Raw genomic sequence first — 24,439 nt, forward strand, 5'->3', positions numbered from 1 at the left:
GGCCTGATCGACTGACCGCCTCACCAAAGGAGGCTGTCATGCATATCGAAACCGGCGCTGCCTGCGCCATGGAGAACCGCCTGTTCCGTTCGATGTTCGAGGAACGCAAACGGGTATTTGTCGATCTTCTGCGTTGGGACGTGCCGGTCGTCGCCGGCCGCTATGAAATCGACCAGTTCGACAATGACCGTGCCGTCTACATCGTGATAGCCGACGCCGAGGGCGAGCACCTTGCCTCGGCGCGGCTGCTTCCCACGACCGGTGACCATATTCTCGGCACCATTTTCTCCGAACTATGCGAACAAGCGCCTCCCCAGGGTGGTGCGATCCTCGAGATCACGCGCTTTTGTCTTGCACGACGATTGCGCGCACGAGAGCGCCTGGAGGTGCGCAATCGGCTGGTGTCCGCCCTCGTCGAATATGCGCTCGGCAATCATATCGGCAGTTACTCCGGCGTCGCGGAGTGGTGCTGGTTCCAGCAGATCCTGAGCTTTGGCTGGGCATGCCGTCCCCTCGGCCTGCCCGGCTCGACAAGTGGGCGCTGCCTTGTCGCCTTGCAGATCGACATCGATGGCCGCACCCGCGAGCAGCTGCAGGTCAGCGGCATCTGGCGCCCGGTCGGCCTTGCCGATCTTGCCAAGGCTGCTTGAGGAGGGCGCTATGACAAATCTCTCTTCCTATGGCCCAGCTGTCGAACCTGCGGTCGATGACGATCTGCAGCGGCAGGGCTTCTGCGTGTTGCGGGACATCGCATCCAAGACAGAGATCGTGGAGATCGATCAGGCCCTCGATCCGCGTTTTGCCGCCACACCCTTTTGTCTGGGCGGCTTCTACGGTCCGCGCACCAAGCGCTTCGGCGGCCTTTTGAAACGCGTGCCCGCTGTCGAGCGACTCGTGCGCCATCCTGCGATCATGCGCCTGGTGCGGTCGGTTCTCGACCCCTGGTGCGATACCATCCAGCTCAACCTGACGCAGGCGCTCGAACTGCATCCAGGAGCGCCGGCGCAGTTTCCTCACAGGGATCAGGATATGTGGCGCGGCCCGACCGGCCAGATCGAGTATCTCGTCAACGTGATGTGGCCGATTTCTCCGTTCAAGGCTGAAAACGGCGCCACGTTGATCTGGCCCGGGAGCCATAATGCCGGCTCCGCGGTTAAGGAAGCGCAGCCCATGGCGGTTGAGGCGGAGCCGGGCTCGGCGATCCTCTTCCTCGGTTCTACGCTGCATGGCGCCGGCGCCAACATGACCGGCGCGATCCGGCGTGGCATCATCGTCAGCTATTGCCTGGGCTGGCTGAAGCCTTACGAAAATCAATGGCTGACCTATCCGCCCAATGCGGCCCGTGCGTTCGATCCAGAGCTTGCCGCGCTGGTCGGCTACCAGCAGCACCGTCCCAATCTCGGCAATTATGATGGCCAGTGTCCGTCCATCCTGCTTCGGGGCGAACCGCCGGAATATCTGGCTGCCACCGATGCCCTGCGACCCGATCAGGAAGGTGCGCTGGCCGAATTTCTGGACCAGCAACGCACCGGCCAACTCCCCCCGGCTGGGGGGATTGCCGAAATCGGGGCCGGGCGGAACAAAAGAGAGGTGAAATCCAACGGATAGCTGATGCCAATTCCCGACGCGGGAGGTGTCTCTCGCTGGGGAATGACCCGATGCAACGCGTGACTCTAAGCCTGGCGGTGCTCGCCATGGGCACCGCCCTTCAACCGGCTCCCGCGCGAGCGAATGACTTGGGCTGCCAGGTTCTACTGTGCCTTTCCAATCCTGGTGGCGCGACGCAATATGCCCAGTGCGTCGCGCCCATGACCAAGCTGTGGCAGCGCTTGGCCACGGGCGGCTCTTTTCCCGGCTGTAGCGGCGGCGGTGTTGCTCGTACCAAGGTCTACGATCGCGATTCCGCAACGCGGCGCCGGGTTGTCATGACCTTCAGCGATGGACGCCGCGAAACCTACTCGCTGGCCAATATCGAGCGGCTGCAGGACGGGGCTCGATGATCCTCGACGTCGCCAGTCTTGTCGCCCTTGCAGGCTCATGCGCACCGAGCGTGGCGCCTGAGACGCTGATCTCGATCGTTCACACGGAAAGCCGGTTCAACACGCTTGCGATCGGGGTTAACAGTCCGGGTGTGCGCAAGCCGGCGCCGGCGACGAGAGCACAGGCGATTGCCGTAGCGCGTCGCCTCATTCGCCAAGGCTACAACATCGACTTGGGCTTGGGGCAGATCAACAGCGCCAACCTCGGATGGCTCGGTCTTTCGGTGGAGGATGCCTTCGAGCCGTGCCGCAACCTTGCCGCCGCCGCGCGGGTGTTGACGACCAACTATCAGTCGGTGGCGCACTCCGCCCAGAGTTCGGACCATGCGATCGCAACAGCGCTCTCGCTCTACAATACCGGCGATCGGCGGCGCGGCTTTCGCAATGGTTATGTCGCCCGGGTCTATGCCAGCGCGTCGACCATCATCCCCCTGATCCGCGGCAGGCCAACAGCGCCGGTCCTGCCGGCGCGCGTCCAGCTTGCCGACGCGGCGATCGCCAAACCGCAACCCTATGGGCTCGCGGCGACGCAGGCGGCCGGTTGGAACACCGCCGCCGATGCCCGGCAAGCCTCGCTCATGGTCTTCGGGGACGGGACAACTTCTCAGAAAGGACAGCATCCATGACAGCGATCACCGCCCGCCTGGGCTCCCAGCCCCAATGGGCGCGTCTTCTGCTGCGCATCGCCGGCATCGTCGGCCTGGCGATGCTTCTCTCTTTGCTGCTGAGCGATCCTGCTCATGCGCAAGGCGCGGACGGCATCACCTCCATGGCCGAGAACATCAAGACCTGGCTGACGGGAACCTTTGCCAAGACGATCGCGGTCATCGCCGTCGTCATCGTCGGCTTCATGTTCTTCACCGGACGGGCGAGCCTCGGCCTTTTGGTGACGGTCATCGTCGGCATTTTCATCGTCTTCAGCGCGCAGTGGATCGTCGATACCATCACAGGTGGCGCATGAAGGAGGCAGCGCCCTCGAATGAGCGGCTGCGCGAGGAAACGCTTTTCCTTGCGGTGACCCGGCCGACGATGTGGCTGGGCGTGCCGCTCGAAGCATCCTTGCCGATTGCGCTTGCTGCCTGTCTCACCCTGATCGTCAGCGGCAATCCACTTTACGCGGGGGCGATCGGTGGCGCCTGCCTAGCGGTGGCGCGCCTCATCGTGCGCCACGATGCCAATGCCTTTCGCCTGCTATGGTTATGGACTTTGACCAAGGCGCGCTGCCGGAACCGCGGCTGGTGGGGTGGCAGTTCCTATTCGCCGCTGCCGGTCGCGGGGATGAAGCGCAAGGGTTTCGCGCGTGGCTAGCGCCGCCGCCCAGCTGCCGCCACGCAAGACCCCCTGGCGGGTTCTGGCCCGAGAGGCGGAGCCCGGGCGCTATCTGCCCTATGCCCGCCATGTGACGCCCGATGTGATAGCGCTCGATAGCGGCGATCTTATGATGATGTTCCGTCTCGAAGGGCTGGCTTTCGAGACGGCTGATCCGATCCACCTCAATGATTGGCACGAGAAGCTCAACGGCACTTGGCGCAACATCGCCGACGATCGGCTTGCGATCTGGACCCACATCGTCCGCTCAGCCGTAGGGGACTATCCCGAAGGGCAGTTCCGCTCAAAGTTCGCCGCCGAGCTCGACGGTAAATATCGGGCGCGCGTCACCGCCAAGCGGATGTTCGTCAATGAGCATTATCTGACGCTTCTCATGCGTCCGGCAGTCGGATCGGCCGACCGGACCGGGCTGCTGCTCAAGCGGATCGCGAAAGCCAAGGCCGCAGAGGAGGAGGTCGATCCCGATGAACTGGGGCGCTTCGAGGAGAAGGCGCGCGACATCGAGAAGCTGCTCCGCCGCTGCAGTCCGGCGCGCCTTGCTCTCTACGAGCATAATGGCCTGATCTTCTCCACCCCGCTTGAGGTGCTCGAGCAAGTGATGATGGGCGCGCGATCCAGGGTTCCGCTCGTCCGCGGTCATCTGGGATCGGCGCTTTATGGCGAGCGCGTGATTTTCGGACGCGAGACGGTCGAGATCCGTGCCCATGACGCAAGTCGCTGGCAGGGTATCTTCGGGATCAGAGAGTATCCCGCGCTGACGCGCCCGGGCCAGATGAATGCCTTGCTCGGCCAGGATTTCGCCTTCGTCGTCTCGCAATCCTTCACCTTCATGGGCAAGGCGCGGGCAGCCGAACGTCTGCGCCGCCGGCAGAACCAGATGGCCTCAACCGAGGATGCGGCCGCGAGCCAGGCGCTCGATCTTGCCGATGCCGCCGACGATTTGCAAAGCAACCGCTTCGTTCTTGGTGAGCATCATTTCTCGCTGGCCGTATTCGCCGAGAACCAGAGGCGGCTTGCCGATAATCTCTCGGCCGCGCGCGCTGCACTGGCCGATGCCGGCCTGGTGGCGGCGCGCGAAGGACCAGCGCTCGAAGCAGCGTTCTGGGCGCAGCTGCCCGGAAATTTCGCATGGCGGTCGCGGCCAGCGGCGATCACCTCGCGCAATTTTGCTGCCTTGGCGCCGTTCCATACCTATCCCGCAGGCCGGGCCAAGGGGAACCATTGGGGGCCTGCGATCGCTATGATGAAGACGGCCGCGCAATCGCCCTATTATTTCAACTTCCATGTCGGCGATTTGGGCCACACACTAATTATTGGTCCTTCCGGCGCGGGCAAGACCGTCGTCCAGAATTTTCTGATGGCGCAGCTCGAGAAGACGGGCGCGCAGCAGATATTCATCGACAAGGACCGCGGCGCGGAGATCTATGTCCGATCCGCGGGCGGGATCTATCTCACGCTGAAGAATGGGGAGCCTACAGGTTTCGCGCCTCTGCGGGCGCTCGACTATGGTCCGCGCAATCTTGTCTTCCTGGGGCGCTTGATCCGCCAACTGGTGACGCCGGTCGGAGGCCAGCTCGGCGTCACACAGGAGCGTATGATCGACGAGGGGCTGGCCTCGCTCGGACGCCTCGCGCCGGAGGACCGCTCCATTCTCGCGCTTCGCCAGCTGCTCGGTCAGCGCGACCCGGAAGGCATCGGTGCCCGGCTGGAGAAATGGGCGCGGGGCGGTTCGCTCGGCTGGGTGTTCGACAATGAGATCGACGCTTTGTCGCTGGAGGCGCCGTTCGTCGGTTTCGACATGACCGATTTTCTCGATAACCCCGAAGTCCGCACGCCGCTCATGATGTACATGTTCCACCGGATCGACGGTCTCCTCGACGGCCGGCGGCTTGTGATCGACATCGACGAATTCTGGAAAGCCTTGGGGGACGATGCGTTCCGCGCCTTTGCGCAGGACGGCCTCAAGACCTACCGCAAGCAGAATGCCTTTCTTGTCTTCGGCACGCAAAGCCCTGCGGATGCGCTGCGTTCGGACATTTCGCACAGCATCATGGAGCAGGTTGCGACCAAGATACTGCTTCCCAACCCCTACGGCCGCGAAACGGACTATGTCGATGGACTGGGTCTGACCCAGGCGGAATTCAAGCTCATCCGGCATGATCTGAATCCGGAATCCCGCCGATTCCTGGTCAAGCAAGGCCATGACTCGATCGTCGTCGAGCTCGATCTTGGCGGTCTCTCCGACGAGCTGGCAGTTCTCTCGGGCACCACGGAAACCGTCACGCTGCTCGATGCCATCCGCGCCGAGGTCGGCGACGATCCCGAAAACTGGCTGCCTCTCTTTCACCAGCAGCGTCGGTCTCCATCGAGCAAGAAAGGATGAGCTATGCGTAAAGACAGATTCGCAGCGATCGGTGCGATTATCCTGGGAACGGCAGATCCGGCCGCCGCCCAAGGCATACCGGTCTATGACAGCTCCGGCTATTTGCAGGCGCTTGCCACGGTCAAGAACACCCTGTCGATGATCGAGCAGGGCAAGGAGCAGATCGCCGAGGCCAAGCAGCTCTACGGTAGCTTCAATCAGGTCACCGACGTCAACGGCATTGCCCCGTCGCTTTCCACCGACGCGATGCGCCATCTTCTGCCGCGCGAGGCCCGCGACCTCGGCAGGTTGATGTCGTCGGACAATGCCAGCCTGGGATCGCTTGGCAGTGCCGCGACCCGAATTCGCGATGCCAACCGCATTGCGCTGCCGGACCTGCGGCCAGGCGCCTCAGCCTATGAGCGGGCGTCGCGCGACACTCTGTTGCGAAATGGCGATCTAGCCGCCCGCGATGCCGCGATCGCGGAGTCGGCTTATGGCGTCTCGGCCCAACGCACAGCGGGCTTGGAAGAACTGCGCACCTCGCTCGATACGGCTTCGGACGCGAAACAGGTCATGGACATCCAGGCAAGGGTAGGGGTCGAAAACGCCCACATCCAGAATGATGCCTTGCAGTTGCAGGCGCTCCGCATGCGGCAGGATGCGGAGGATCGGTTACGTTCGCAGCGCCAAGGAGAAGAAGCTCTGGCCAAGCTTGAACAATCGTTGGGCGAGACCCGGTGATGAAATTAGCCGGACCCGCCGCACTGGTCGCAACGCTGCTGCTCTGCGCCTGCGACGTAACAAAAGGGAAGGACGAACTCGCGAACTCACCGCAGGAGATGTCACGAATTCTGGAGGCCTGCTCAAACGGCACCCACATCGATCCGCAGGAGTGCAGCAACGCGAAAAGCGTCGAGAATTCCAGAAACCTTGAACAATCCTTGGGTCGATGAAGATCGCAGAACCGTTCAATGTCCTCCACCATTTTCTCGACCATCTATGCCGATATCGACGGCAAGCTCGATCTTTTTCTCAATGATCGATTGTCAAACGTCGTGGAAGTAATCCGGGGTCCACTCGCCGTCGGCCTCGTAATCTATATCGCCCTGTTCGGATTTATGGTCATGCGAGGTATAATTAGCGAGCCGTGGGGCGAGCTGTTCGCCCGGATGGTCAAGCTCTGTGTGTTGTATATGGCGGCCACGACAGTCGCCTATTCGGAGTGGATTATCGATCCGCTCTTCCACGGGATGCCCGATGCGATCGCACAGGCTCTTGCCGGTAAAACGATCGGCACCGCTGGTTCGGCATTTGACCACTATTTTAGTCAGGTTGACGATGTCATCCGTCTTATCCGGGCGGAAGCAGAGACGTACCTCGACATAAATCCCTGGAAGCTGGTTCTTTTGACGCTGGCGATTGTATTATACGCCTTGGCAGGCCTTTCCGCAGCTATAGGATTTGCCATTACGATATTCGCCAAGGTGGCGCTGGCGATCCTCATAGCTCTAGGCCCGATATTTATTGCTCTCGCTCTGTTCGAGCCGACTCGTCGGTTCTTTCATGGGTGGCTCGGGCAAGCCTTCAACTATATCATTCTAATTGCGGTGATCATTGCCATCACAGTGCTGGTCGCGGATTTGGGCGCGGCCGCGTTGGCGGAGGCTGAGGCCAAGTCGGACGTCACGATCGCTGCAGTCATCTACGCCGTCTACCTCTTCCTCGGGACGATTTTCTTTTTCCAGGCTCCGGCCATTGCCACCGGCATTGCGGGCGGCGCCGCTGCGGGGGTTGGTGCCTTCGCCGGGACCGCCTGGGGGACAATGGCATCTCCCTTCCGACAACGCCGCATTGCGCGCAACAGCCGCAATCTGGAGCGCGCCGCTCGTCGGGGCGGCTCCATCGAAGCGGCATAGTGAGACATCACCATGACCTTGCCCTGTCCTCAAAAATCGACGTTCACCATCCGCCAGATTACTTTCTGCCTGATCGGCAGCCTTCCACTGCTGGGCCTCGCGGCATGCGCGTCCGGACCCAAGAAGCTGGCCGTTTGCAACGGGCACCATCTGCGTGACGTGAATATCTATGGGAGCGTTCTGCCCGGATCGCCGGTGCGGGCGACTACAGCGCCGCGCCCCGCACCGCCCATTCCTCCCTTGTCTCATCCGCAGGTGGGCGATCCACCGCCTCCGCCCGCAGTGCCAGCGCCTCCGGACGACAAGGTTTCCTTTGCGCCAAAGGACATTCGTTATGCGAGTTGCTGACAATGGCGCGGAGGCGGTGCCTACTTCCGGGCTCAAACGCTATTTCCAGGAAGCGCGAAGCTGGGACCAGGACAGGGTTCGATCGGCATTGCGATCGACACGTATTGCTTGGACCGTGGCGACGGTAACCTCGATCCTTGCGGCCGCATCCATTTTTGCTGTCGCCGCGCTGGCCCCGCTCAAGACCGTCGTGCCCTATGTCATTCGGGTCAATCAGACGACGGGCGCGGTGGATGTCCAGACGGCGCTGACCCAGCGGCCGATGCGCTATGATGAAGCGGTCACCAAATACTTTCTCGCGCAATATGTCCGGACGCGTGAAAGCTGGATGCCGGCGGCTGCCGAGGAGAATTTCCGCTTCGTGACAATCCTGTCGCAGCCGGCGGAGCAGCAGCGCTGGGCACGCTTCTTCAGCAACAACAATGCTGCCAGTCCCCAGAACGCCTGGGGGAAAAACGCAGTCGTCCAGGCGCGGGTACGCAACATCGCCTTCATCAATGATCGGGTTGCCAATGTGCGATTCACACGGGTCGTCCAGACCGAGACGGATACGCAGAGCAGCGATTGGATCGCCACGGTCACTTTCGCCTATGCCAACGCGCCGATGGCCGAAGGTGATCGCTATCGGAACCCGCTCGGCTTCCAGGTCGAGAATTACCGCTCCGACCCGGAGGTAGTCCGATGAAAACATTGGTCGCTGCGGTTTTCATCGCGTTTGCATCCCTTTCTGCTGCCCATGCGGTTGAGGTCCCGCGTGGCGCTGCGTCTGACCCACGCGTCAAGTTCGTCGATTATGAGGAAGCGCAGGTCTATCGCATCGTCGGGACCTTCCGGACAGCAACCCAGATTGTCCTCAGCGAGGACGAAACGATTCAGCACGTAGCGCTGGGCGACACCGTCTCCTGGGAGGTGGCGGTGGCCGGCCACATCTTGTTCCTCAAGCCGCGCGAACGCGCTGGACCGACCAACCTTATCGTCACCACGTCTCGCGGCGGAACCTTAAGAAGCTATGCCTTTGAACTCACGGCTCGTAGCGGTCCGATCACCGGCCGCAACGGCCAGGCCTATTTCCAGGTCCGTTTCCGCTATCCGCGGGACGAGGCGGCGCGGGCCGAACGCCTGAGAGCGGCACAGATCGCAATGCAAGCGGCGGCGCTGGAGGCCCAGGCTGTTCGCGGTGCCCTCGACCATGCGGTGATCGAGGGTCCGCGCAACATGAATTATAAGGTTCAGGGTTCGAGCGAGTTGCAGCCGTCGGAGGTCTCCGACAATGGCCAATTCACGGTGCTGCGGTTTCCGGCGAACCGGGAAGTTCCTGCCATTTATCTGGTGAGGCCAGACGGGTCCGAAACGCTGGTCCCGTTCGACGTTCGCGACGAATTCGTCGTCGTTCATTTGGTGGCGCGCCAACTGCGCCTGCGCCGGGGCGGCGAGGTGCTGTGCATCTATAACCAGGCGCCCGAACCTTATGGCGTCGATCATGGAACGAATACCGGATCGTCTCACGTCGAGCGCACCATCTCCCATCCGCAGGAATGAACCATGGCCGATGAACCGTCCCCTGTCGTGCGCCCGCTGCCCGGTGCCGATCCAACGCCCGAAAGGCACGAAATTCTTCACGAGCGTGGAATCGAGCCGATCGGCGGCACGACGCCCGCGCGGCGCAACACCGCGCTGATCTTCGCCGGCACGGCAATGGTCTTGGGTATTCTCTGGGTGAATTCCGGCACGGGCCAGCAATCCTCGTCTCGTGACCTCACCGCGCCGGCAGGTGCAGCCCGGGAACGACCCGATATCGTCGCTCGGGAAACAGTCGATTATGCCGCGGTCGCCCCTCAACGCCGACCGCTCGGGGCAGCCGACACGGATCCCAATGCGCCGGTGCTCAATCCTGCCGCTGGCGTTCCCGGACATGAAGGCCAAATTGTGCCCGCCATGCAGCCGGGCGCGGCACCGAGCGGGACCAGTGCCGCTCGGCCAACGCTTGCCGAGCAGGCGCGGCGGTCCACGCTGATCGCCTATGGAGGTCGCGATCTTGGCCGCGAGGCCGGCGCGCCCACAGCTGCAGGGGCTGCCGGGGAAGCGCCCGACAACGCTGCCGGAGCGCCAGAGAGCGGCGAGGGCAGGGCGCCCAACGCGCTCGATCTTTTGCGGCAAAGCTCCTCGATCGGGGAAGCGCGGGCCTCGATGCTGCCGAACCGCAATTTTCTGATTACGGCGGGCACATTGATCCCCTGCATTCTGCAAACCGCCATCAATTCCGCGCAGCCCGGTTACACGTCCTGCCTGATCCCGCGAGACGTCTATTCCGAGAATGGCCGGGTCGTACTCATGGAAAAGGGCACGCGCGTTCTCGGCGAATATCGCGGCGGCATCCAGCAAGGGCAAAATCGCCTGTTCGTCCTCTGGACGCGAGCGGTAACGCCCCAGGGCGTGCGGATCGATCTTGCCTCGCCTGGCTCCGATGCACTCGGCCGAGCCGGGCTTGCAGGCGCGGTCGACAGCTTCTTCTGGGCGCGTTTTGGCGGCGCCCTGCTCCTCTCACTCGTCGATGATGCCGCCTATATCGCCGGACAGGCCGCCTCGAGCGGCAATGGCAATTTCAACAATGTGACCCGGGCGCCCAGCGAAGGCGCGGCGATTGCCTTGCAGAACAATATCAATATCCGGCCGGTCCTGAAGAAGAATCAGGGCGAGGAGGTCGGCATCTTCGTCGCCAAGGATTTCAACTTCGCCGACGTCTACAATCTGGAACTGCGGCGGTAAGCCATGCGCGATACCGCCGTCCTCCGTCACTATCTCGCGCCGCTCCTGCCCCTCCTGGAACCGGAGGATGTCACGGAGCTGGTGGTCAACCGCCCGGGAGAAGCGGGGATCGAGGACCGCCAAGGGTGGCGCTGGCAGGAGATGCCGGAGCTGGACAGCGACTGGCTTTCTACCCTGGCTGTTGCCGCGGCGAGCTTCACGCACCAGGATATCGATGGTCAGTCTCCGATCTGTTCGACAGTCCTGCCGGGCGGCGAGCGCTGCCAGATCGTCATACCGTCGGTCACCCCAAGCGGTTGCCCTTCCTTCACGATCCGCAAACCGTCGACCGTGACCCTGCCGATCGACCAACTGGCTGGGGCCGGGCTGTTCCGGATGACGCGCGCCAGCGCCAAGGGTCTCACCGATGTCGATGCGCGGTTAGTGGCGCTGCGCGACGCGGGCGACTGGCCGGAATTCTTCAAGGTCGCCGTTCCGGCACGCAAGAACATTCTGGTCAGTGGCGCCACGGGTTCGGGAAAGACGACCCTCGCGAAAGCGCTCATCCAGCTTATCCCACCGGAGGAGCGGTTGCTCACCATCGAAGACACCCGTGAGCTGGTCGTGCCTCATCGCAATGTCGTCCATATGGTCTATTCGAGCGAGGGGCAGGGCCTGGCCAAGGTTGGCGCCAAGCAGCTGCTCGAAAGCGCGCTGCGCATGCGGCCCGACCGCATCCTGCTCCAGGAGCTGCGTGACGGCACCGCATTCTTCTATCTGAGGAACGTCAATTCCGGGCATCCCGGATCGATCACGACCGTCCACGCCGGTTCACCCGCCGGCGCGTTCGAACAGCTGACGCTGCTCGTCAAGGAATCGGAAGGCGGCCGCGATCTCGCCCGCGACGATATTCGCGGACTCCTTCGCATGCTCGTCGACGTCGTTGTGCAGACACGCCGTCACGGCGGGCGGTTTGAGGTCGACGAGATCTATTTCGAGCCGAGGATGGGCGATGCTGGCGCAGCGTAGTCCCTGGGCGATTGGCCTGTGCGTGATCGGCGCAATTCTGTTGTGGGCTGTCATTACCCTGTTCGTTGCCTTGTTCGGACTCGGGCAGATCGGACCTAATATCGATCTCGGCACTCTGCCGGCCTGGCTCTGGTATTATCGTGGTGATCCACTGCTCGGGGATTGGATCAAGCGGGGTGCGATGGCCGGCGCCGCCGTAATCGCGCTTCTTGTCCTCACGATCCTGCGGCGAGGCCCATCCTTGCACGGCAGGGCTCGGTTTGCACGCGAGGGCGAAATCCGACGCGAGGGGCTGCGTGCCCCGTCTGGCATTGTCGTTGGACGCAAAGCAGGGCGTTTCCTCATTTTCGGCGGAAACGAGCATGTCCTGCTCGAAGCGCCGACGCGCGCCGGGAAGGGCGTCGGTGTTGTCATCCCCAATCTGCTGACCTGGCCGGATTCGGTCGTCGTGCTCGATGTGAAGCGGGAGAATTGGAGTACCAGCGCCGGTTATCGCCAACGTGCCGGTCAATCGGTTTACCTCTTCGATCCGTTGGACCCTGAAGGGCGGACGGCACGGTACAATCCCCTGGCGCATATCCGGCGAGCCGATGACACCGAAGTCGTCAACGAGCTTCAGAAAATCGCAGTCATGCTCTTCCCCGCGCCGGAACGATCGGACCCGTTTTGGGCCGAAGCGGCGCGGGCGGCCTTCATCGGCGTCGGCGCGCTCGTTGCTGCCAATCCTGGCATGCCCTTCACGATCGGCGAGATCTATCGACGGCTGACCACTGGGGATCCCAAGAGCGATCTTCCCAAGGCCCTGGAAGAGGCGAGGGGGGCAGGACAGCGCCTAAGTCAGGCATGCGTCTCGGCAATCCAGGATTTCGCCTCGGCTTCGGACAACACCTTTTCCGGGATCAAGCAGACGATCACGGCGCGGCTCAATCTCTGGCTCAACCCCGTGGTCGATGCCGCGACCTCGGCAAGCGATTTCAACCTGCGCGAAGTCCGGGCGCGGCGCATGTCGATCTATCTCGGTGTCTCGCCCGACAATATCGACCGGATCGCGCCGGTTTACAGCCTCTTCCTGCAGCAGCTGGTGGATCTCAACACGCGCGATTTGCCCGACGCTGCCAGCAATGTCCCAGTCCTGATCCTGCTCGATGAATTCGCAAGGCTGGGGAAGGCCTCGGTCATCGCGGGCGGCTTTTCCTATGTCGCTGGATACGGCTTGCGCCTGCTGCCGGTGATCCAGAGCCGGGCGCAGCTGCGGGCCATTTATGGTCCCGATGTTACCGACGAAATCATCGCCAATTGCGGGCTTGAGGTGGTGTTCACGCCCAAGGAGCTGAAGGTCGCGAACGAGCTTTCAGAGCGGCTCGGCTTCTTCACGATGAATGTAAAATCGCGCAGCCGAACGATTCATGGGCTGTTGGCCAATCGCAGCATATCGGAATCCGATCAGCGCCGCGCCCTCCTGCTGCCGCAGGAGCTGATGCAGATGCCCAAGACCGAGCTCTTGTTGCTGCGCGGCGGGATCGCGCCGGTTCGTGGTAGGAAGATCGCCTTTTATCGAATGCCGCGCTTCACAAGGCGCGTGTTGGCGCCGCCCATTCTGCCGTCGCGGCCTATCCCCGCTGCTCAGCCCCCAACTGTTCTGCCGCCAGGCAAGCATCAGGTGGTGTCCCCTTACAATGACGCGGAGAAATCAACGGCGAAGAGCACGGGCGGGGCCTTGCTGGAAGAGACCAAGATGCGGGAAATGACCGATGGTGAACTGGCGGGCGCGGCTAAGATTACCGATGATATGTTGGTCCTGGGCAACCTGACCGACTTGCCGCCGCCCGGCGATGAGGCAGCGGCCATCGCTTTTGTGTCATCGATGATCGAGCGGGCGCTCGTGCAGACGGAAGGGGCGTCATCTTCACCCCTCATCCAGGAAAGGACAGATCATGGCCGCTGAAAAACCTGTGGTGCCACGCGGTATGAGCAAGCGTAGCAATACGATCGCTCAGGACGCGGCAGCCAAGTCGGCGAACGCGGCGCAATCGTCGCCCGAAGCAACCAAGAAGGGGAAGTCGATCGATCCGTCCGTTCTCCAGGCGGCGTCGTCTGGTGACATTCCTGATGCCTTGCGAAAGCGCTATTTCTCCACGACGAACAAATGGTCGGGCGAGCCTGCTTATTTCACGAGTGCGCAGGCTAAGGAACCGGCGTTCCGTGACCAGGGCAGACGGCTCATCACCTCCAGCGAGAGCGACGAAGTTGTGCGCGATCTCGTTGCCATCGCTCGCCATCGCGGGTGGTCACACGTCCATGTTACCGGCAGTGAGACGTTCCGAAGGGCAGCGTGGCTCGAAGCCAGTCGCCAAGGTTTGGAAGTACGGGGATATCGGCCGAGCGAACGGGATTTGCAGGAGCTGGACCGAGTGCGGCGCGATGCTAGTCGTAACAGCATCGCCCCTGCCGTCACTGCGCCGGCGTCGCGCGAACCTGGGCGGGATCGACGCCAGCCCGATGAGGCGTCTAGGCAAACATCGTCGGAGCAAAGCCGGGTGAAGAATGCGCGGGCGGCCCAGAGCCAGCTTCGCGTGATTGAGACGGTGGTGCGCGCGGCCTTGTTCGACAATCCCGATGCCGTTGCCAGGGTAATGAAGGTGGCAAACGACAAGGTGCAAACGCATCTGCAGGCAGGTCGGCAGTTTCAGGCAGCCAAGGTGCGGGACACCTCGGTCCGGGCGGTTGAGCCGTCAGGCCGGAACCGGCAGGAACCCGGCAAGGAACGAGCGCCGCTGCAACGATCTCGAGGCCGTTGATCGAGAGGGATTGAGCCTGACCAGCAAGGCTTTACCATATCGGTCATGGCCTATCGCTATCCGCCCGGCAGCCCGCTGCACCATGAGATCTTGAAGGCCAAGCAGCGCGAGCTGCGTGGCGATTTTCCGGAGCCGCTGACGCTCAGGGTGCATCGCGCGCTGTCGTGGCTGCGCCGTGCCGAGGCCGAGCAGGCCGATGAGGATGTACGTTTCATCCTGCTCTGGATCGGCTTCAACGCTGCCTATGCCGGCGACGTTGAAGCATCGCGGGTGATTGGTATCCCCGAGGGTGAGCGGGGATTGTTCCAGGCCTTTTTCGCAACCCTTGTGGGCTTTGATGGCAAACATCGCATCTACGACATGGTCTGGCAGCGCTTCCCTCAGGAAATCCGGGTGCTGCTCGCAAACCGCTATGTCTTCCATCCCTTTTGGCAGCATCACAATGGTGCGTCCGGCTATGCCGACTGGGCTGACAGGCTCGAGCGGTCGCGGACAGCGATAGGCGCCGCACTGCGCGATCATGACACGGCCAGGATACTCTCGATCCTGTTCGACCGGCTTTATGTGCTGCGCAACCAACTGGTGCATGGTGGCTCGACATGGAACAGCGATGTCAATCGCGCCCAGGTCAGGGATGGCGCCGCGCTGCTCGGCTGCTTGCTGCCGATCTTCATCGATCTCATGATGGACAATGCCGGGCATGAATGGCCGATGCCGAACTACCCGGTGGTGGAGTAGGGCGTGGCGGAAGTCTGGTCCGATCAGGAAATTGATCACATCGTCGCCGACTATTTCGCCATGCTCACCGACGAGCTGGTTGGTCGCTCCTTCAATAAAGCGGCGCGAAACCGCGATCTTCAAGCCGTGATCGACCGTAGCAAGGGCTCAATCGAGTTCAAGCATCAGAACATCAGCGCGGTCTTGCTCGGCCTTGGTCAGCCTTGGATCGAGGGCTATAAGCCGGCCGCCAATTTCCAGAATGCGCTGGTCGATGGCGTCCTGCGGTGGTTGGAGGCGCGGACCGAATGGCTGGCTCCCGACAGGCTCTCACGAGCTGCCCTGAACGTACCGGAAGCGCAAGGATCACTGCGGATCGGGCCGCCGCCCACGGTGCGCAACGAACCGTCGCCGATCGATCCAGCGTTCATGGCCGCGATCGGCCGCAAATATGATGTCGCCGAGCGCGACGCGCGCAACCGGGCGCTTGGCAAGGCGGGTGAAGAATGTGTGCTGCATCACGAGCGCCGTCATTTATCTGCCGCGGGCCGCGACGATCTCGCGGACAAAGTCCGCTGGACATCTGTGCAGGATGGCGATGGTTTTGGCTTCGATATCCGGAGCTTTGAGGCGGACGGGCGCGAGAAGCTGATCGAGGTCAAGACCACCAACGGATGGGAGCGCACGCCTTTTCATATCTCTCGCAATGAGCTGGCCGTCGCCGATACGAGGCGCGAGGAATGGTGCCTCATGCGGCTGTGGAATTTCGCCCGTGCGCCAAGCGCCTTCACGCTGCGCTCGCCCCTGAGCGATCACGCACAATTGACGGCGACCAGCTTCCTCGCCGAGCTCAATTGAAAACCGCCGCCACGAAGGGCGATACAAATCAGTCAATCAGGGCAGGGCCGAGAAGTCGGGACGCGCGTGGCCTTCGACCAGCGCCCGCAACCCCGCCGGTTCCAGCACCTCGACCTTGTCGCCCCATTGATAGAGATGCCAGGCCATTTCCAGCCAGCCTGCGGCTTTAAACCGGACAATCAGACTGCCGTCGTCCCGATATTCGGCCGACTGGTTGGGGTGGAACTGGAATTCCGCCGCACGCGAGGCTGCCTCGGGAAGAAACCGCCAGACGATCTCGCCATATTGGGCGGGGTCCTGATAAGCGCCGAAGGCCTGCGCCGCATGATCGTTCAAGGAAAAGCCGGATTGGATGGGAAAACTCTCATCGAGACATTCGGCGCTGTGAATGCGGTCCAGGCGAAAATGGCGGAGATTCTCGCCTCGACCAGCCTGGCGAGCAACGAGATAGCTGCGCAATCCCAGCAAGAGCCCATGCGGCTCGACCGTCCGGGTTTCTGCATCGGTGTCGCCATAGACAATGCGCATCTTGAACGGTCCGCGCAGCGCCTCGATCAGAACGTCGGTGACCTCAGGTCTCATCGCGACCTTTGGGCCTGGCCGCGCCACTTGGCCCAAAGCCGATAGCACCGCCTCCGCATCGGCTTCCGAGCGCAGCGCGTCGCGCGGGGAGAGGCGCGTGATCAGGCTGTCTCTTAGATCTTCCAGCGCACGGGCATGGCGGAGCCGGTTCTCATCACGGGCTGCGCGAGCGGCGATTTCCAGAGCCTCGATGGTGTTCTCCTGGCGCGGTTGCAGCCGCTCAGGGATGGGACTTTGGATGCGCCAGCGCCGACGGCGATCATCATCTTCCACAACAACGACATTCGCGAAATTATCCTCCAGCGCGCTTGTCATGCGCTGCGCCGTTCGGTGCGAAATGCCGAATTCCTGAGAGATTTCCTCAAGACTGATACCCAAACGCCGCGAGGCGGCGAGTTGGGCGAGGCGCAGAAGATCGTTGGCCTTGGCGAAAGTCATCATACGTCCATGTCAGAGATTGACACCCTTGCATGCTAAGGAACAGGGTAGCGCCTGTCGAGGTGATTCCCTCGTGGGTGGCGTTGGGCAATCAAGGGGGCCAAGTGAGGACGATCGGGAACACCATCCTGTTTTCAGCGACCGACCTGATGCGGTTCGTCGGCTGCGCGCATGCGACAGCGCTCGACCTTGCCTATATGCGCGGCGAGCCGCTCACTCCCCGGGAAGATACCGAGGATGCCGCGCTGCTTCAGAAACAAGGCGATGCCCATGAGGCCGCCCATTTGGAGAAGCTGAAAGACGCGGGCAACGGGGTAGTCGAGATTGCGCGTGGCGATCTTGCACAGAATGCAGACGAGACGCGAGCGGCCTTGGCGCAAGGCTCGCAGATCATCTTTCAAGGGGCTTTTCTCGCCGAGCGTTGGGGTGGGTGGTCCGATTTTCTCGAGCGAGTCGAGCGACCATCATTGCTGGGGCCGTTCAGCTACGAAGTGACCGACACCAAGCTGAAGCGCAAAGCCCATCCCAAGCATGTGCTGCAGCTCGTGCTCTATTCGGACCTTTTGGCGGAGATCCAGGGCGTGATGCCTGAGCGCGCGCATGTGCAGCTAGGAGATGGCACGCGCGCGACGCTGAGGTTGGCCGACTATGCCCATTATGCGCGCGGTGCGCGGGCTAAGCTCGAAGTCTTTGTTGCTTCCCCTGAGCCAACGCGGCCGATCCCCTGCGCGGATTGTTCGCTGTGCCGATGGGCCGACCATTGCGACGCCGTCTTCACCAGCCAGGACAGCCTGTTCCAAGTCGCCAATATTACCCGCGGCCAAGTGAAGAAGCTCGAGGCGTCCGGCATCGAAACCATGGCCGCGCTGGCTCGGCATGACGGCCCGGTGCGCGGCGTTGCGAGTGCGACGGCGGAGAAGCTTGTCGGCCAGGCCAGACTGCAGCACGCGCGCAAAACCGGCGAACCCGCCTTCGAGTTGCGTCCGGCACAGCCAGGCAAAGGCTTTGACCTGCTCCCTCGGCCGCAGGCGGGCGATCTCTTCTACGACATCGAGGGCGACCCCCATTACGAGGGAGGCCTTGAATATCTGCACGGCGTGTGGGCCGATGATAGTTTCCATGCCTTCTGGGCGCATGACCATGCCGCCGAAGCGCAAGCGCTCGAACGGTTGCTTGCGTTTTTTCGTAATCGCCTCACGGCTTATCCGCAGGCCCGCATCTATCATTATGCACCCTATGAGATCACCGCGCTGCGGCGTCTCACCACGCGCTATGGTATCGGCGAGGCCTTTCTCGACCGCCTCATGCGCGAACGCCGCTTTGTCGACCTCTATGCGGTCGTGCGCGGCGCGCTCATCGCTTCCGAACCGAGCTACTCCATAAAGGCGCTGGAGGCCTTTTATGGCTTGAAGCGCGAGGGCGAGGTCAAGACAGCGGGCGGGTCGGTCGTTGCTTATGAAAATTGGCGCGAGACGGGCGATCAGCAAATCCTCGACGAGATCGAGGACTATAATCGGATCGATTGCCAGTCGACCCAGCTACTGCGCGATTGGCTAGCGGGCATCCGGCCCGATGGTCCCTGGCCCGTGCTTGCGCAGGACGCGGCCGAGCAGGAGGTGGTCGAGGACGAGGAAACGACGGCGCTGCGCGATCGCCTGGCCGCATCCTCTCTGACTCCAGAGCGTCAGGAATTGCTGTTCAATCTGGGGCTGTTCCACAAGCGTGAAGCCAAGCCTGCTCAGTGGACGGTTTTCGACAGCGCGGCGCGCGATGAGGAAGAGCTTGTCGACGATCTCGACGCCTTGGCGGGACTCGAGGCGATATCCGGGATCGAACCCATCAAGCGCTCGGTGATGCGCACCTATCGCTTTCCGTCTCAGGAAACCAAATTGCGCGAAGGCGGCAAGGCCACTGTGCCCGGGATTGACGGGCCGCCGTCAACCGTTGCGATTGAGGCGCTGGATCGCGATGCGTGCACGATCACCTTGAAGGTCGGCGTGGCAAGGGCCGAACTCCTCACCGATCGGCTGACCCTGCATCCGGATTGGCCGCTCGATACCAAGGTGTTGGCCGCAGCGGTGCGCGACGTCATCGAGGATCAATGCGGGCCGCGGCGCTATCGTGCCGTCGATGATCTGCTGTCGGGCGCCGCCCCGCGCCTGAACGGCATCGACGGCGATATCCTCTGCGGCGGGGAACCGGTGGCGGGCGCCATCGCCGCGGCGCAAGCCATGGATCAGACATTGCTCCCGATCCAGGGTCCGCCGGGAACGGGAAAGACGCACGTCACGGCCCGGGTGATCCTGGCGCTGGTCAAAGCAGGAAATCGGGTCGCCGTCGCCTCGAACAGCCATGAAGCGATCCGCAATGTCCTGCTCGGCTGCCTGCGCGCGCGCGAGGAAGAAGGCGGCACCTTTCCCGTGTCGTTCGCCCACAAAGTTTCGAGCGGTGATGATGGCTATGCTAGCGATTGTCCCGTTCACCGCGCCACGGCCAATGATGACCTGATCCTCGCCCGCGCCAATGTGGTCGGCGGCACGGCCTTCTTCTTCGCGCGCGATGAGAATGTGCAGGGCTTCGATTGGTTGTTTGTCGATGAGGCGGGGCAAGTGGGCCTCGCCAACTTGGTCGCCATGGGTCGTGCCGCGCGCAATATCGTGCTGGTCGGCGATCCGCGTCAGCTGCCTCAGGTCATCCAGGGCGCGCATCCTGCGCCCGCCAACCTGTCATGCCTGGAATGGATGCTGGGCGAGCATGCCACCGTCCCTCCCGATCGGGGCATATTCCTTGCCGAGACCCGGCGGATGCATCTCGCGGTTTGTGATTTCATTTCAGACCAGGTCTACGAGGGACGCCTTGCCAGCCATGGGGATACCAAGCGCCAGAGCGTTACTGGAACGGCCTGGCCCACGGCCGGCGCCTTCTGGGTGCCGGTCGTCCATGACGGTAATGCCCAGTTTGCCGCTGAGGAAGTTGCGGCGATCGGCGCGGCAATCGAGAATCTCCTGCAAGGGAGCTGGACCGACAAGAACGGCGCCACGCGCCCTATCGGCCCCGGCGACATCATCGTCGTCGCCCCCTATAATGCACAGGTCAACGCGCTGCGGGCAGGGCTGCCGAGCAGCATCCGCGTCGGCACGGTCGACAAGTTCCAGGGCCAGGAAGCCCCTATATGCCTGGTCTCCATGACGGCTTCCTCGGCCGACGAGACGGCCCGCGGCATGGAGTTTCTCTTCTCGCTCAACCGCATCAATGTCGCGGTTTCACGCGCCAAAGCGCTTGCGCTCGTTTTTGGCAGCGACCGCTTGCGCGAGGCCAACTGCAGCAGCATCGAGCAGATGCGGCTCGTCAACACGCTCTGTGCCCTTCCGCCGTTTTCTGCGCCTCTCAGTACGGGATCTTGATCCATGCGTTTCCTCCACACCGCTGACTGGCAGCTCGGCAAACCCTTCGGCCGGTTCGAGCCCGAGGTGCGCGCGGCGCTTGGCGAAGCGCGCTTCGACGCCATCGACCGGATCGGCGAGGTCGCTGCCGCCAACCAGGTAGAACATGTGATTGTCGCAGGCGATATCTTCGATACCGAGGGTCCCGAAGATAGGGTCATCGTCCAGGCAGTCTCACGCATGCAGCGCTATCCCTGCCGCTGGTGGCTGCTCCCGGGCAATCACGACTATGCCCGCAACGGCGGACTGTGGGACCGCGTCCGTCACAAAGCCTCGGAGAATATCATCCTGCTCACCGAGCCCGTCGCGCAGGAGATGGAAGCAGGGCTCTGGCTGCTACCCGCACCGCTCCTCCACCGGCACCATCTCGACGATCCGACCGAGCTGTTCGACAGCATGGAAACGCCAGGCGCGAAGCTGCGTATCGGCCTTGCTCATGGTTCGATCCGCGATTTTACCGCGCGTGGCGAGACCAAGAACCAGATCGCGCCGGATCGCGCGAAGCGGTCCAGTCTCGACTATCTGGCGCTCGGCGATTGGCATGGCACGCTCAAGGTCGATCCGCGCACCTGGTATGCCGGAACCCCCGAAACCGATGGTTTTCAGCGCGATGAGCCGGGCCATGCCCTGATGATCGAGCTTGCGCCGGGAGTGGAGCCAAAGGTGGAACCCGTGCGCACCGGCCGTTTTCAATGGCTGCTCAGGGATTGGACCTTGCAGGACACGGCCGCCTTTTCGGCGGAATGCGACGTGCTGCTCTCGGCTATCGATCCTGCGGCAACGCTGCTGCGCCTTTCGCTTGCAGGCATCACGAGCCTTGCCGACCGTGTCGAGATCCTGTCGCGGCTCGAAGATGACCTGCGGCATCGCCTCCGTTTCCTGGATGTCCGGGCGGACGATCTTGTCGGCCGGCCGGGCGAGCAGGACTTGGCGGATCTCAAGGTCGAGGGATTGCTCGGCATAGCGGCTGAGAAACTCACCGAGACAATCGCAGCCGGCGGGACTGAAGCCATTTTGGCGCGGCGCGCGATGGAGCGGCTCTTTGTCGAATATCATCGGGGGAGCCAAGCATGAGCCTCCAGCTGCGACGGATCAGCCTCAACAATTTTCGCAAGTTCCGCGAGCCCCTGACGATCGAAGGGCTGGGCGAGGGGCTCAACATCATCATCGAGCCCAACGAGAGTGGGAAATCCACGATCCTTGAGGCCCTGCGTGCGGCTTTCTTCGTCCGCCATGCCACGAAGAATCAGCTCGCCCAAAGCTTTGCGCCTTATGGCGAGGCGGTCGCGCCAGAAATCGAAGTCAGTTTCGATATTGGCACCGACAGCTGGAAAATCGCCAAGCGCTTTCTCAAAAGCCCCCAAGTCGAAGTCACGGGGCCGCAGGGTCGAGCGCAGGGCGAGGACGCTGAAAATCGGCTGCAGGCGCTTCTAGGGTTCGTCAAGGATAGTAGCCAGCGTGGTGACCCGACCACCTATGGCGCGCTCGGTCTGCTTTGGGTTCCGCAGGCGCAGGCGCTCGAAGTGACGGCGCCCGGCAGCATCGTGCGCAGCAGCATCCAGGCGACGCTGGAGGCAGAGGTCGGCACGATCGTCGGCGGCGCTGCCTATGAGCGCGTCCGAAAGCGGATCGATGAGCAGTATGACATTTACTGGACGCCGACTGGCAAGGCGCAGTCGAAGGGACGCTGGCAAGCGGCGCGGGATCGTGACCAGCAGGCGCGGCAAACCGCTGCATACGCGACCACGCGGCTCGATGCGCTCGAAACGAGCTTCGGCGAGCTGGAAATCGCGCGCGGCCGACTGAAAGTTATCGAGCGGGAGCTGGCGGACGAGACCGAGCAAGAACAGCGCGCCGGTCTTGTTCAGTCTCTGGAGATCGCCAGGGCTGCTGCGCAGATCCTGGAGACCCGCAAAGCCGAGCATGAGAATTTCTCTGCAAACCTCGATCGCCTCGACGATCTGCATGCTCAGCACGAGGCAGCGAGGGAAGCGCTGACGGCCGCTGATGAATCTTTGGCCGCAATCACCGCCGATCGCGATCAGCTTGCAGATCAGCTGGACGCGGGACGCACGAAAGTCGCTGACGCGAAGGCAGCGCTCGACAAGGCGCGTAATGAGCGCGCCGCAGCCCGCCAGGAGCTTAGCGAAGGGGAGGAACGTCTCGCTAGGCGTCAGCGCCACGCGGCGATCGCCGATGCACACCAGCGGCACACCGAACTCCTAAATCTAGAAAAGCGACTGGCCAATGCCCGCAATCAAGCCGCACAGGTCATTCCAGCTGAGGCGTTCGCTCGCCTGGAGGCCAATGATCGTGCTGTCGCGGAAGCGCGGGCCGCCGTCAATGCCGGCGCTACCACTATCGAGCTTACGGGCGACGCTACGGGCATCACCATAGGCGGCGAGCCCCTGACACCAAATAGCCCGCGCACCTTGACCGGCGAGACGCAGATTGCCCTGGGTGGCGGCATCCTCATCATCCGTCCGCCGGCAACGACAGCCAGTGCGGAAGCCCGCCTCGCCGAATTGCTCGAGCGACAGGCACTGGAACTGGCCGAATGGGATGTGGCCGACCTCGCAGCGGCGCGGACGCGAAACGATACTGCGCGCGACGCGCAGGGGACCGTCCAACTGCTCGAAACCAAAATTACAGGCCTCACGCCGGCGCAGCCGCTGTTGGATCTCGCGGCAGGCCCTGATGCTCTCAAGCTGTTCGTCGCCGGTGTTCCAGCGGAATCGCCGGCGTCCGATGAAGACGAGATCTCGATCGATCAGCTCACCCGCAGCCTGGAAGAGGCGGAAACTGCCGCGGTGCGCGCTGAAACCCTGCACGACCAAGCCGTTCAGGACCTGCGAGAAATAGAGGATAGGGACCGCCCGCTTGCCGCCGCGCAGGCGGGCGCGGAGCGCGATCAGACCCATGCCTCGGATCGCATCGCTCAGCTCGAAGGGAAGCCCGATTTTGCCGGGCTTGCCGACGCCATCGCCAAAGCCCGGGAGGATGTTGCCCAGGCCGCTGTCAAATTGGCGGAAGCGACGCGCGACGCCACCGCGCATGATGTGCAGGCGATCAGCCGCAAGATCGAAACGATCGATAGCCGGGCAAGGGCTGGTCAAACCCGGCGGAGCGACCTCGAAAAGGAGATCGCCCGCCTTGAGGCGATCATTGAGAGCGAGGGTGGCAAAGGTCTGGCGAGCCTGGCCGCAGCTGCAGCCGAGGAAGCCGATGCCGCGACACAGGCGCTGGCTCGGCTCGACGAAGAGGCGGCCACGGTCAAAATGCTCAAGGATGTGCTGGACGAGGCGCGTGCTGAGGCATCCAGAACCTTTGTTGGCCCTGTGGCCCAACGCGCTCGCGTTCATGTCGAGCGCCTTTTCCCCGGCGCCGACCTCAGCTTCGATGAAGAACTCGGTCTGGCCTCGGTCACGCGATCCGGCTTGAGCGAGGCCTGCGGAACGCTCTCAAAGGGGACGCAGGAGCAGCTGGCGGTCCTCACCCGCCTCGCCTTTGCCGACATGCTGCTGGAGCAGGGCATGCCGGTTTCGCTGATCCTCGACGATCCACTGGTCTATTCCGACGACGGCCGGCTCGATCTGATGACCGAGATCCTGGAGGAAGCCTCCCAGCGTATGCAGGTGATCCTGCTCACCTGCCGCGATCGAGCATTTCGGCATCTTGATGCAACGCGCGTCCAGATCTGATGTGGCAAAAAAGCGAGATCGCACTTTATGGGATTGCCGAAGGCGCTATCTATCCATTTGGTTCTATTCGATTTGGTTGGGGTATTGGGGGAAGCATGACAGATCCAACGACAACAGCGCTATGTTTTAAA

At 62.6% G+C, this 24,439-nt stretch carries 22 protein-coding genes; 21 read left to right on the forward strand and 1 reads right to left on the reverse strand.

Annotated elements, in window-relative coordinates; translation table 11 throughout:
- Window positions 1-38: 38 nt before the first annotated feature.
- From ACFOKF_RS00520 to ACFOKF_RS00605, 18 genes are all read left to right on the forward strand, one after another.
- Window positions 39-650 (forward strand): acyl-homoserine-lactone synthase, encoded by a 612-nt coding sequence (locus tag ACFOKF_RS00520; protein WP_030089508.1) that lies wholly within the window; start codon window positions 39-41, stop codon window positions 648-650.
- A gap of 10 nt (window positions 651-660) precedes the next feature.
- Window positions 661-1,608 carry a phytanoyl-CoA dioxygenase family protein gene (locus ACFOKF_RS00525; protein ID WP_137710507.1) on the forward strand — a complete coding sequence of 316 codons (948 nt, stop codon included), beginning with the start codon at window positions 661-663 and terminating at the stop codon, window positions 1,606-1,608.
- A 50-nt stretch (window positions 1,609-1,658) separates the two neighbouring features.
- Window positions 1,659-2,000, forward strand: coding sequence for a hypothetical protein (locus tag ACFOKF_RS00530; protein ID WP_081876097.1), 342 nt, complete (start codon window positions 1,659-1,661; stop codon window positions 1,998-2,000).
- The gene (locus ACFOKF_RS00535) at window positions 1,997-2,665 is read left to right on the forward strand and encodes a lytic transglycosylase domain-containing protein (protein WP_030089506.1); all 669 of its coding nucleotides are present in this window, start codon (window positions 1,997-1,999) and stop codon (window positions 2,663-2,665) included. Before ACFOKF_RS00530 ends, ACFOKF_RS00535 begins: the two co-directional genes overlap by 4 nt.
- A complete protein-coding gene (locus ACFOKF_RS00540; protein ID WP_021245259.1) occupies window positions 2,662-3,000 on the forward strand; it encodes a TrbC/VirB2 family protein in 339 nt (112 codons plus the stop codon). The genes ACFOKF_RS00535 and ACFOKF_RS00540 overlap by 4 nt, the downstream gene beginning before the upstream one ends.
- The gene (locus ACFOKF_RS00545; RefSeq protein WP_021245260.1) at window positions 2,997-3,347 is read left to right on the forward strand and encodes a type IV secretion system protein VirB3; all 351 of its coding nucleotides are present in this window, start codon (window positions 2,997-2,999) and stop codon (window positions 3,345-3,347) included. Before ACFOKF_RS00540 ends, ACFOKF_RS00545 begins: the two co-directional genes overlap by 4 nt.
- A complete protein-coding gene (locus tag ACFOKF_RS00550) occupies window positions 3,340-5,751 on the forward strand; it encodes a VirB4 family type IV secretion/conjugal transfer ATPase (protein ID WP_380792260.1) in 2,412 nt (803 codons plus the stop codon). The genes ACFOKF_RS00545 and ACFOKF_RS00550 overlap by 8 nt, the downstream gene beginning before the upstream one ends.
- A 3-nt stretch (window positions 5,752-5,754) precedes the next feature.
- On the forward strand, window positions 5,755-6,474 hold the full coding sequence (locus tag ACFOKF_RS00555; RefSeq protein ID WP_015449341.1) for a type IV secretion system protein: 720 nt from the start codon (window positions 5,755-5,757) through the stop codon (window positions 6,472-6,474).
- Window positions 6,474-6,686 (forward strand): EexN family lipoprotein, encoded by a 213-nt coding sequence (locus ACFOKF_RS00560; RefSeq protein ID WP_171010097.1) that lies wholly within the window; start codon window positions 6,474-6,476, stop codon window positions 6,684-6,686. Before ACFOKF_RS00555 ends, ACFOKF_RS00560 begins: the two co-directional genes overlap by 1 nt.
- Before the next feature lie 18 nt (window positions 6,687-6,704).
- On the forward strand, window positions 6,705-7,649 hold the full coding sequence (locus ACFOKF_RS00565) for a type IV secretion system protein (RefSeq protein ID WP_015449342.1): 945 nt from the start codon (window positions 6,705-6,707) through the stop codon (window positions 7,647-7,649).
- A 334-nt stretch (window positions 7,650-7,983) separates the two neighbouring features.
- On the forward strand, window positions 7,984-8,682 hold the full coding sequence (locus ACFOKF_RS00570) for a virB8 family protein (RefSeq protein WP_015449344.1): 699 nt from the start codon (window positions 7,984-7,986) through the stop codon (window positions 8,680-8,682).
- Window positions 8,679-9,536, forward strand: a complete 858-nt coding sequence (gene virB9 / locus ACFOKF_RS00575; protein WP_030089504.1) for a P-type conjugative transfer protein VirB9 — start codon at window positions 8,679-8,681, stop codon at window positions 9,534-9,536. The genes ACFOKF_RS00570 and virB9 overlap by 4 nt, the downstream gene beginning before the upstream one ends.
- Before the next feature lie 3 nt (window positions 9,537-9,539).
- Window positions 9,540-10,763 (forward strand): type IV secretion system protein VirB10, encoded by a 1,224-nt coding sequence (gene virB10, locus ACFOKF_RS00580; RefSeq protein WP_380792265.1) that lies wholly within the window; start codon window positions 9,540-9,542, stop codon window positions 10,761-10,763.
- A 3-nt stretch (window positions 10,764-10,766) separates the two neighbouring features.
- A complete protein-coding gene (gene virB11 / locus ACFOKF_RS00585) occupies window positions 10,767-11,771 on the forward strand; it encodes a P-type DNA transfer ATPase VirB11 (protein ID WP_007684605.1) in 1,005 nt (334 codons plus the stop codon).
- The gene (locus tag ACFOKF_RS00590) at window positions 11,755-13,716 is read left to right on the forward strand and encodes a type IV secretory system conjugative DNA transfer family protein (protein WP_015449347.1); all 1,962 of its coding nucleotides are present in this window, start codon (window positions 11,755-11,757) and stop codon (window positions 13,714-13,716) included. Before virB11 ends, ACFOKF_RS00590 begins: the two co-directional genes overlap by 17 nt.
- Entirely contained in the window at window positions 13,706-14,569 is an 864-nt protein-coding gene (locus tag ACFOKF_RS00595; protein WP_015449348.1) for an LPD7 domain-containing protein, read from the forward strand. The genes ACFOKF_RS00590 and ACFOKF_RS00595 overlap by 11 nt, the downstream gene beginning before the upstream one ends.
- A gap of 45 nt (window positions 14,570-14,614) precedes the next feature.
- Window positions 14,615-15,307, forward strand: coding sequence for a HEPN domain-containing protein (locus ACFOKF_RS00600; RefSeq protein WP_015449349.1), 693 nt, complete (start codon window positions 14,615-14,617; stop codon window positions 15,305-15,307).
- A gap of 3 nt (window positions 15,308-15,310) precedes the next feature.
- Entirely contained in the window at window positions 15,311-16,144 is an 834-nt protein-coding gene (locus tag ACFOKF_RS00605; RefSeq protein ID WP_007684601.1) for a DUF3883 domain-containing protein, read from the forward strand.
- Window positions 16,145-16,180: 36 nt separating this feature from the next.
- Here the strand turns inward: ACFOKF_RS00605 and ACFOKF_RS00610 are convergent, their stop codons facing one another.
- Window positions 16,181-17,167, reverse strand: coding sequence for a helix-turn-helix transcriptional regulator (locus ACFOKF_RS00610; protein WP_380792270.1), 987 nt, complete (start codon window positions 17,165-17,167; stop codon window positions 16,181-16,183).
- 101 nt (window positions 17,168-17,268) lie between these two features.
- Between ACFOKF_RS00610 and ACFOKF_RS00615 the strand changes: the two genes are divergently transcribed.
- The 3 genes from ACFOKF_RS00615 to ACFOKF_RS00625 are packed head-to-tail and all read left to right on the forward strand — an operon-like array spanning window position 17,269 to window position 24,308.
- On the forward strand, window positions 17,269-20,568 hold the full coding sequence (locus ACFOKF_RS00615) for a TM0106 family RecB-like putative nuclease (RefSeq protein ID WP_015449351.1): 3,300 nt from the start codon (window positions 17,269-17,271) through the stop codon (window positions 20,566-20,568).
- Window positions 20,569-20,571: 3 nt separating this feature from the next.
- Window positions 20,572-21,681, forward strand: a complete 1,110-nt coding sequence (locus tag ACFOKF_RS00620) for a metallophosphoesterase family protein (protein ID WP_030091334.1) — start codon at window positions 20,572-20,574, stop codon at window positions 21,679-21,681.
- Window positions 21,678-24,308, forward strand: coding sequence for an AAA family ATPase (locus tag ACFOKF_RS00625; protein ID WP_380792274.1), 2,631 nt, complete (start codon window positions 21,678-21,680; stop codon window positions 24,306-24,308). Before ACFOKF_RS00620 ends, ACFOKF_RS00625 begins: the two co-directional genes overlap by 4 nt.
- The last annotated feature ends 131 nt before the right edge of the window (window positions 24,309-24,439 follow it).

The organism is Sphingobium rhizovicinum, assembly GCF_042647625.1.
In the GTDB taxonomy this organism is placed as follows: domain Bacteria; phylum Pseudomonadota; class Alphaproteobacteria; order Sphingomonadales; family Sphingomonadaceae; genus Sphingobium; species Sphingobium rhizovicinum.

Coding starts and splice junctions, on each gene's coding strand:
- ACFOKF_RS00520 (WP_030089508.1), top strand. CDS start 39: ATGCATATCGAAACCGGCGCTGCCTGCGCCATGGAGAACCGCCTGTTC.
- ACFOKF_RS00525 (WP_137710507.1), top strand. CDS start 661: ATGACAAATCTCTCTTCCTATGGCCCAGCTGTCGAACCTGCGGTCGAT.
- ACFOKF_RS00530 (WP_081876097.1), top strand. CDS start 1,659: ATGCAACGCGTGACTCTAAGCCTGGCGGTGCTCGCCATGGGCACCGCC.
- ACFOKF_RS00535 (WP_030089506.1), top strand. CDS start 1,997: ATGATCCTCGACGTCGCCAGTCTTGTCGCCCTTGCAGGCTCATGCGCA.
- ACFOKF_RS00540 (WP_021245259.1), top strand. CDS start 2,662: ATGACAGCGATCACCGCCCGCCTGGGCTCCCAGCCCCAATGGGCGCGT.
- ACFOKF_RS00545 (WP_021245260.1), top strand. CDS start 2,997: ATGAAGGAGGCAGCGCCCTCGAATGAGCGGCTGCGCGAGGAAACGCTT.
- ACFOKF_RS00555 (WP_015449341.1), top strand. CDS start 5,755: ATGCGTAAAGACAGATTCGCAGCGATCGGTGCGATTATCCTGGGAACG.
- ACFOKF_RS00560 (WP_171010097.1), top strand. CDS start 6,474: ATGAAATTAGCCGGACCCGCCGCACTGGTCGCAACGCTGCTGCTCTGC.
- ACFOKF_RS00565 (WP_015449342.1), top strand. CDS start 6,705: ATGTCCTCCACCATTTTCTCGACCATCTATGCCGATATCGACGGCAAG.
- ACFOKF_RS00570 (WP_015449344.1), top strand. CDS start 7,984: ATGCGAGTTGCTGACAATGGCGCGGAGGCGGTGCCTACTTCCGGGCTC.
- virB9 (WP_030089504.1), top strand. CDS start 8,679: ATGAAAACATTGGTCGCTGCGGTTTTCATCGCGTTTGCATCCCTTTCT.
- virB10 (WP_380792265.1), top strand. CDS start 9,540: ATGGCCGATGAACCGTCCCCTGTCGTGCGCCCGCTGCCCGGTGCCGAT.
- virB11 (WP_007684605.1), top strand. CDS start 10,767: ATGCGCGATACCGCCGTCCTCCGTCACTATCTCGCGCCGCTCCTGCCC.
- ACFOKF_RS00590 (WP_015449347.1), top strand. CDS start 11,755: ATGCTGGCGCAGCGTAGTCCCTGGGCGATTGGCCTGTGCGTGATCGGC.
- ACFOKF_RS00595 (WP_015449348.1), top strand. CDS start 13,706: ATGGCCGCTGAAAAACCTGTGGTGCCACGCGGTATGAGCAAGCGTAGC.
- ACFOKF_RS00600 (WP_015449349.1), top strand. CDS start 14,615: ATGGCCTATCGCTATCCGCCCGGCAGCCCGCTGCACCATGAGATCTTG.
- ACFOKF_RS00610 (WP_380792270.1), bottom strand. CDS start 17,167: ATGATGACTTTCGCCAAGGCCAACGATCTTCTGCGCCTCGCCCAACTC.
- ACFOKF_RS00620 (WP_030091334.1), top strand. CDS start 20,572: ATGCGTTTCCTCCACACCGCTGACTGGCAGCTCGGCAAACCCTTCGGC.
- ACFOKF_RS00625 (WP_380792274.1), top strand. CDS start 21,678: ATGAGCCTCCAGCTGCGACGGATCAGCCTCAACAATTTTCGCAAGTTC.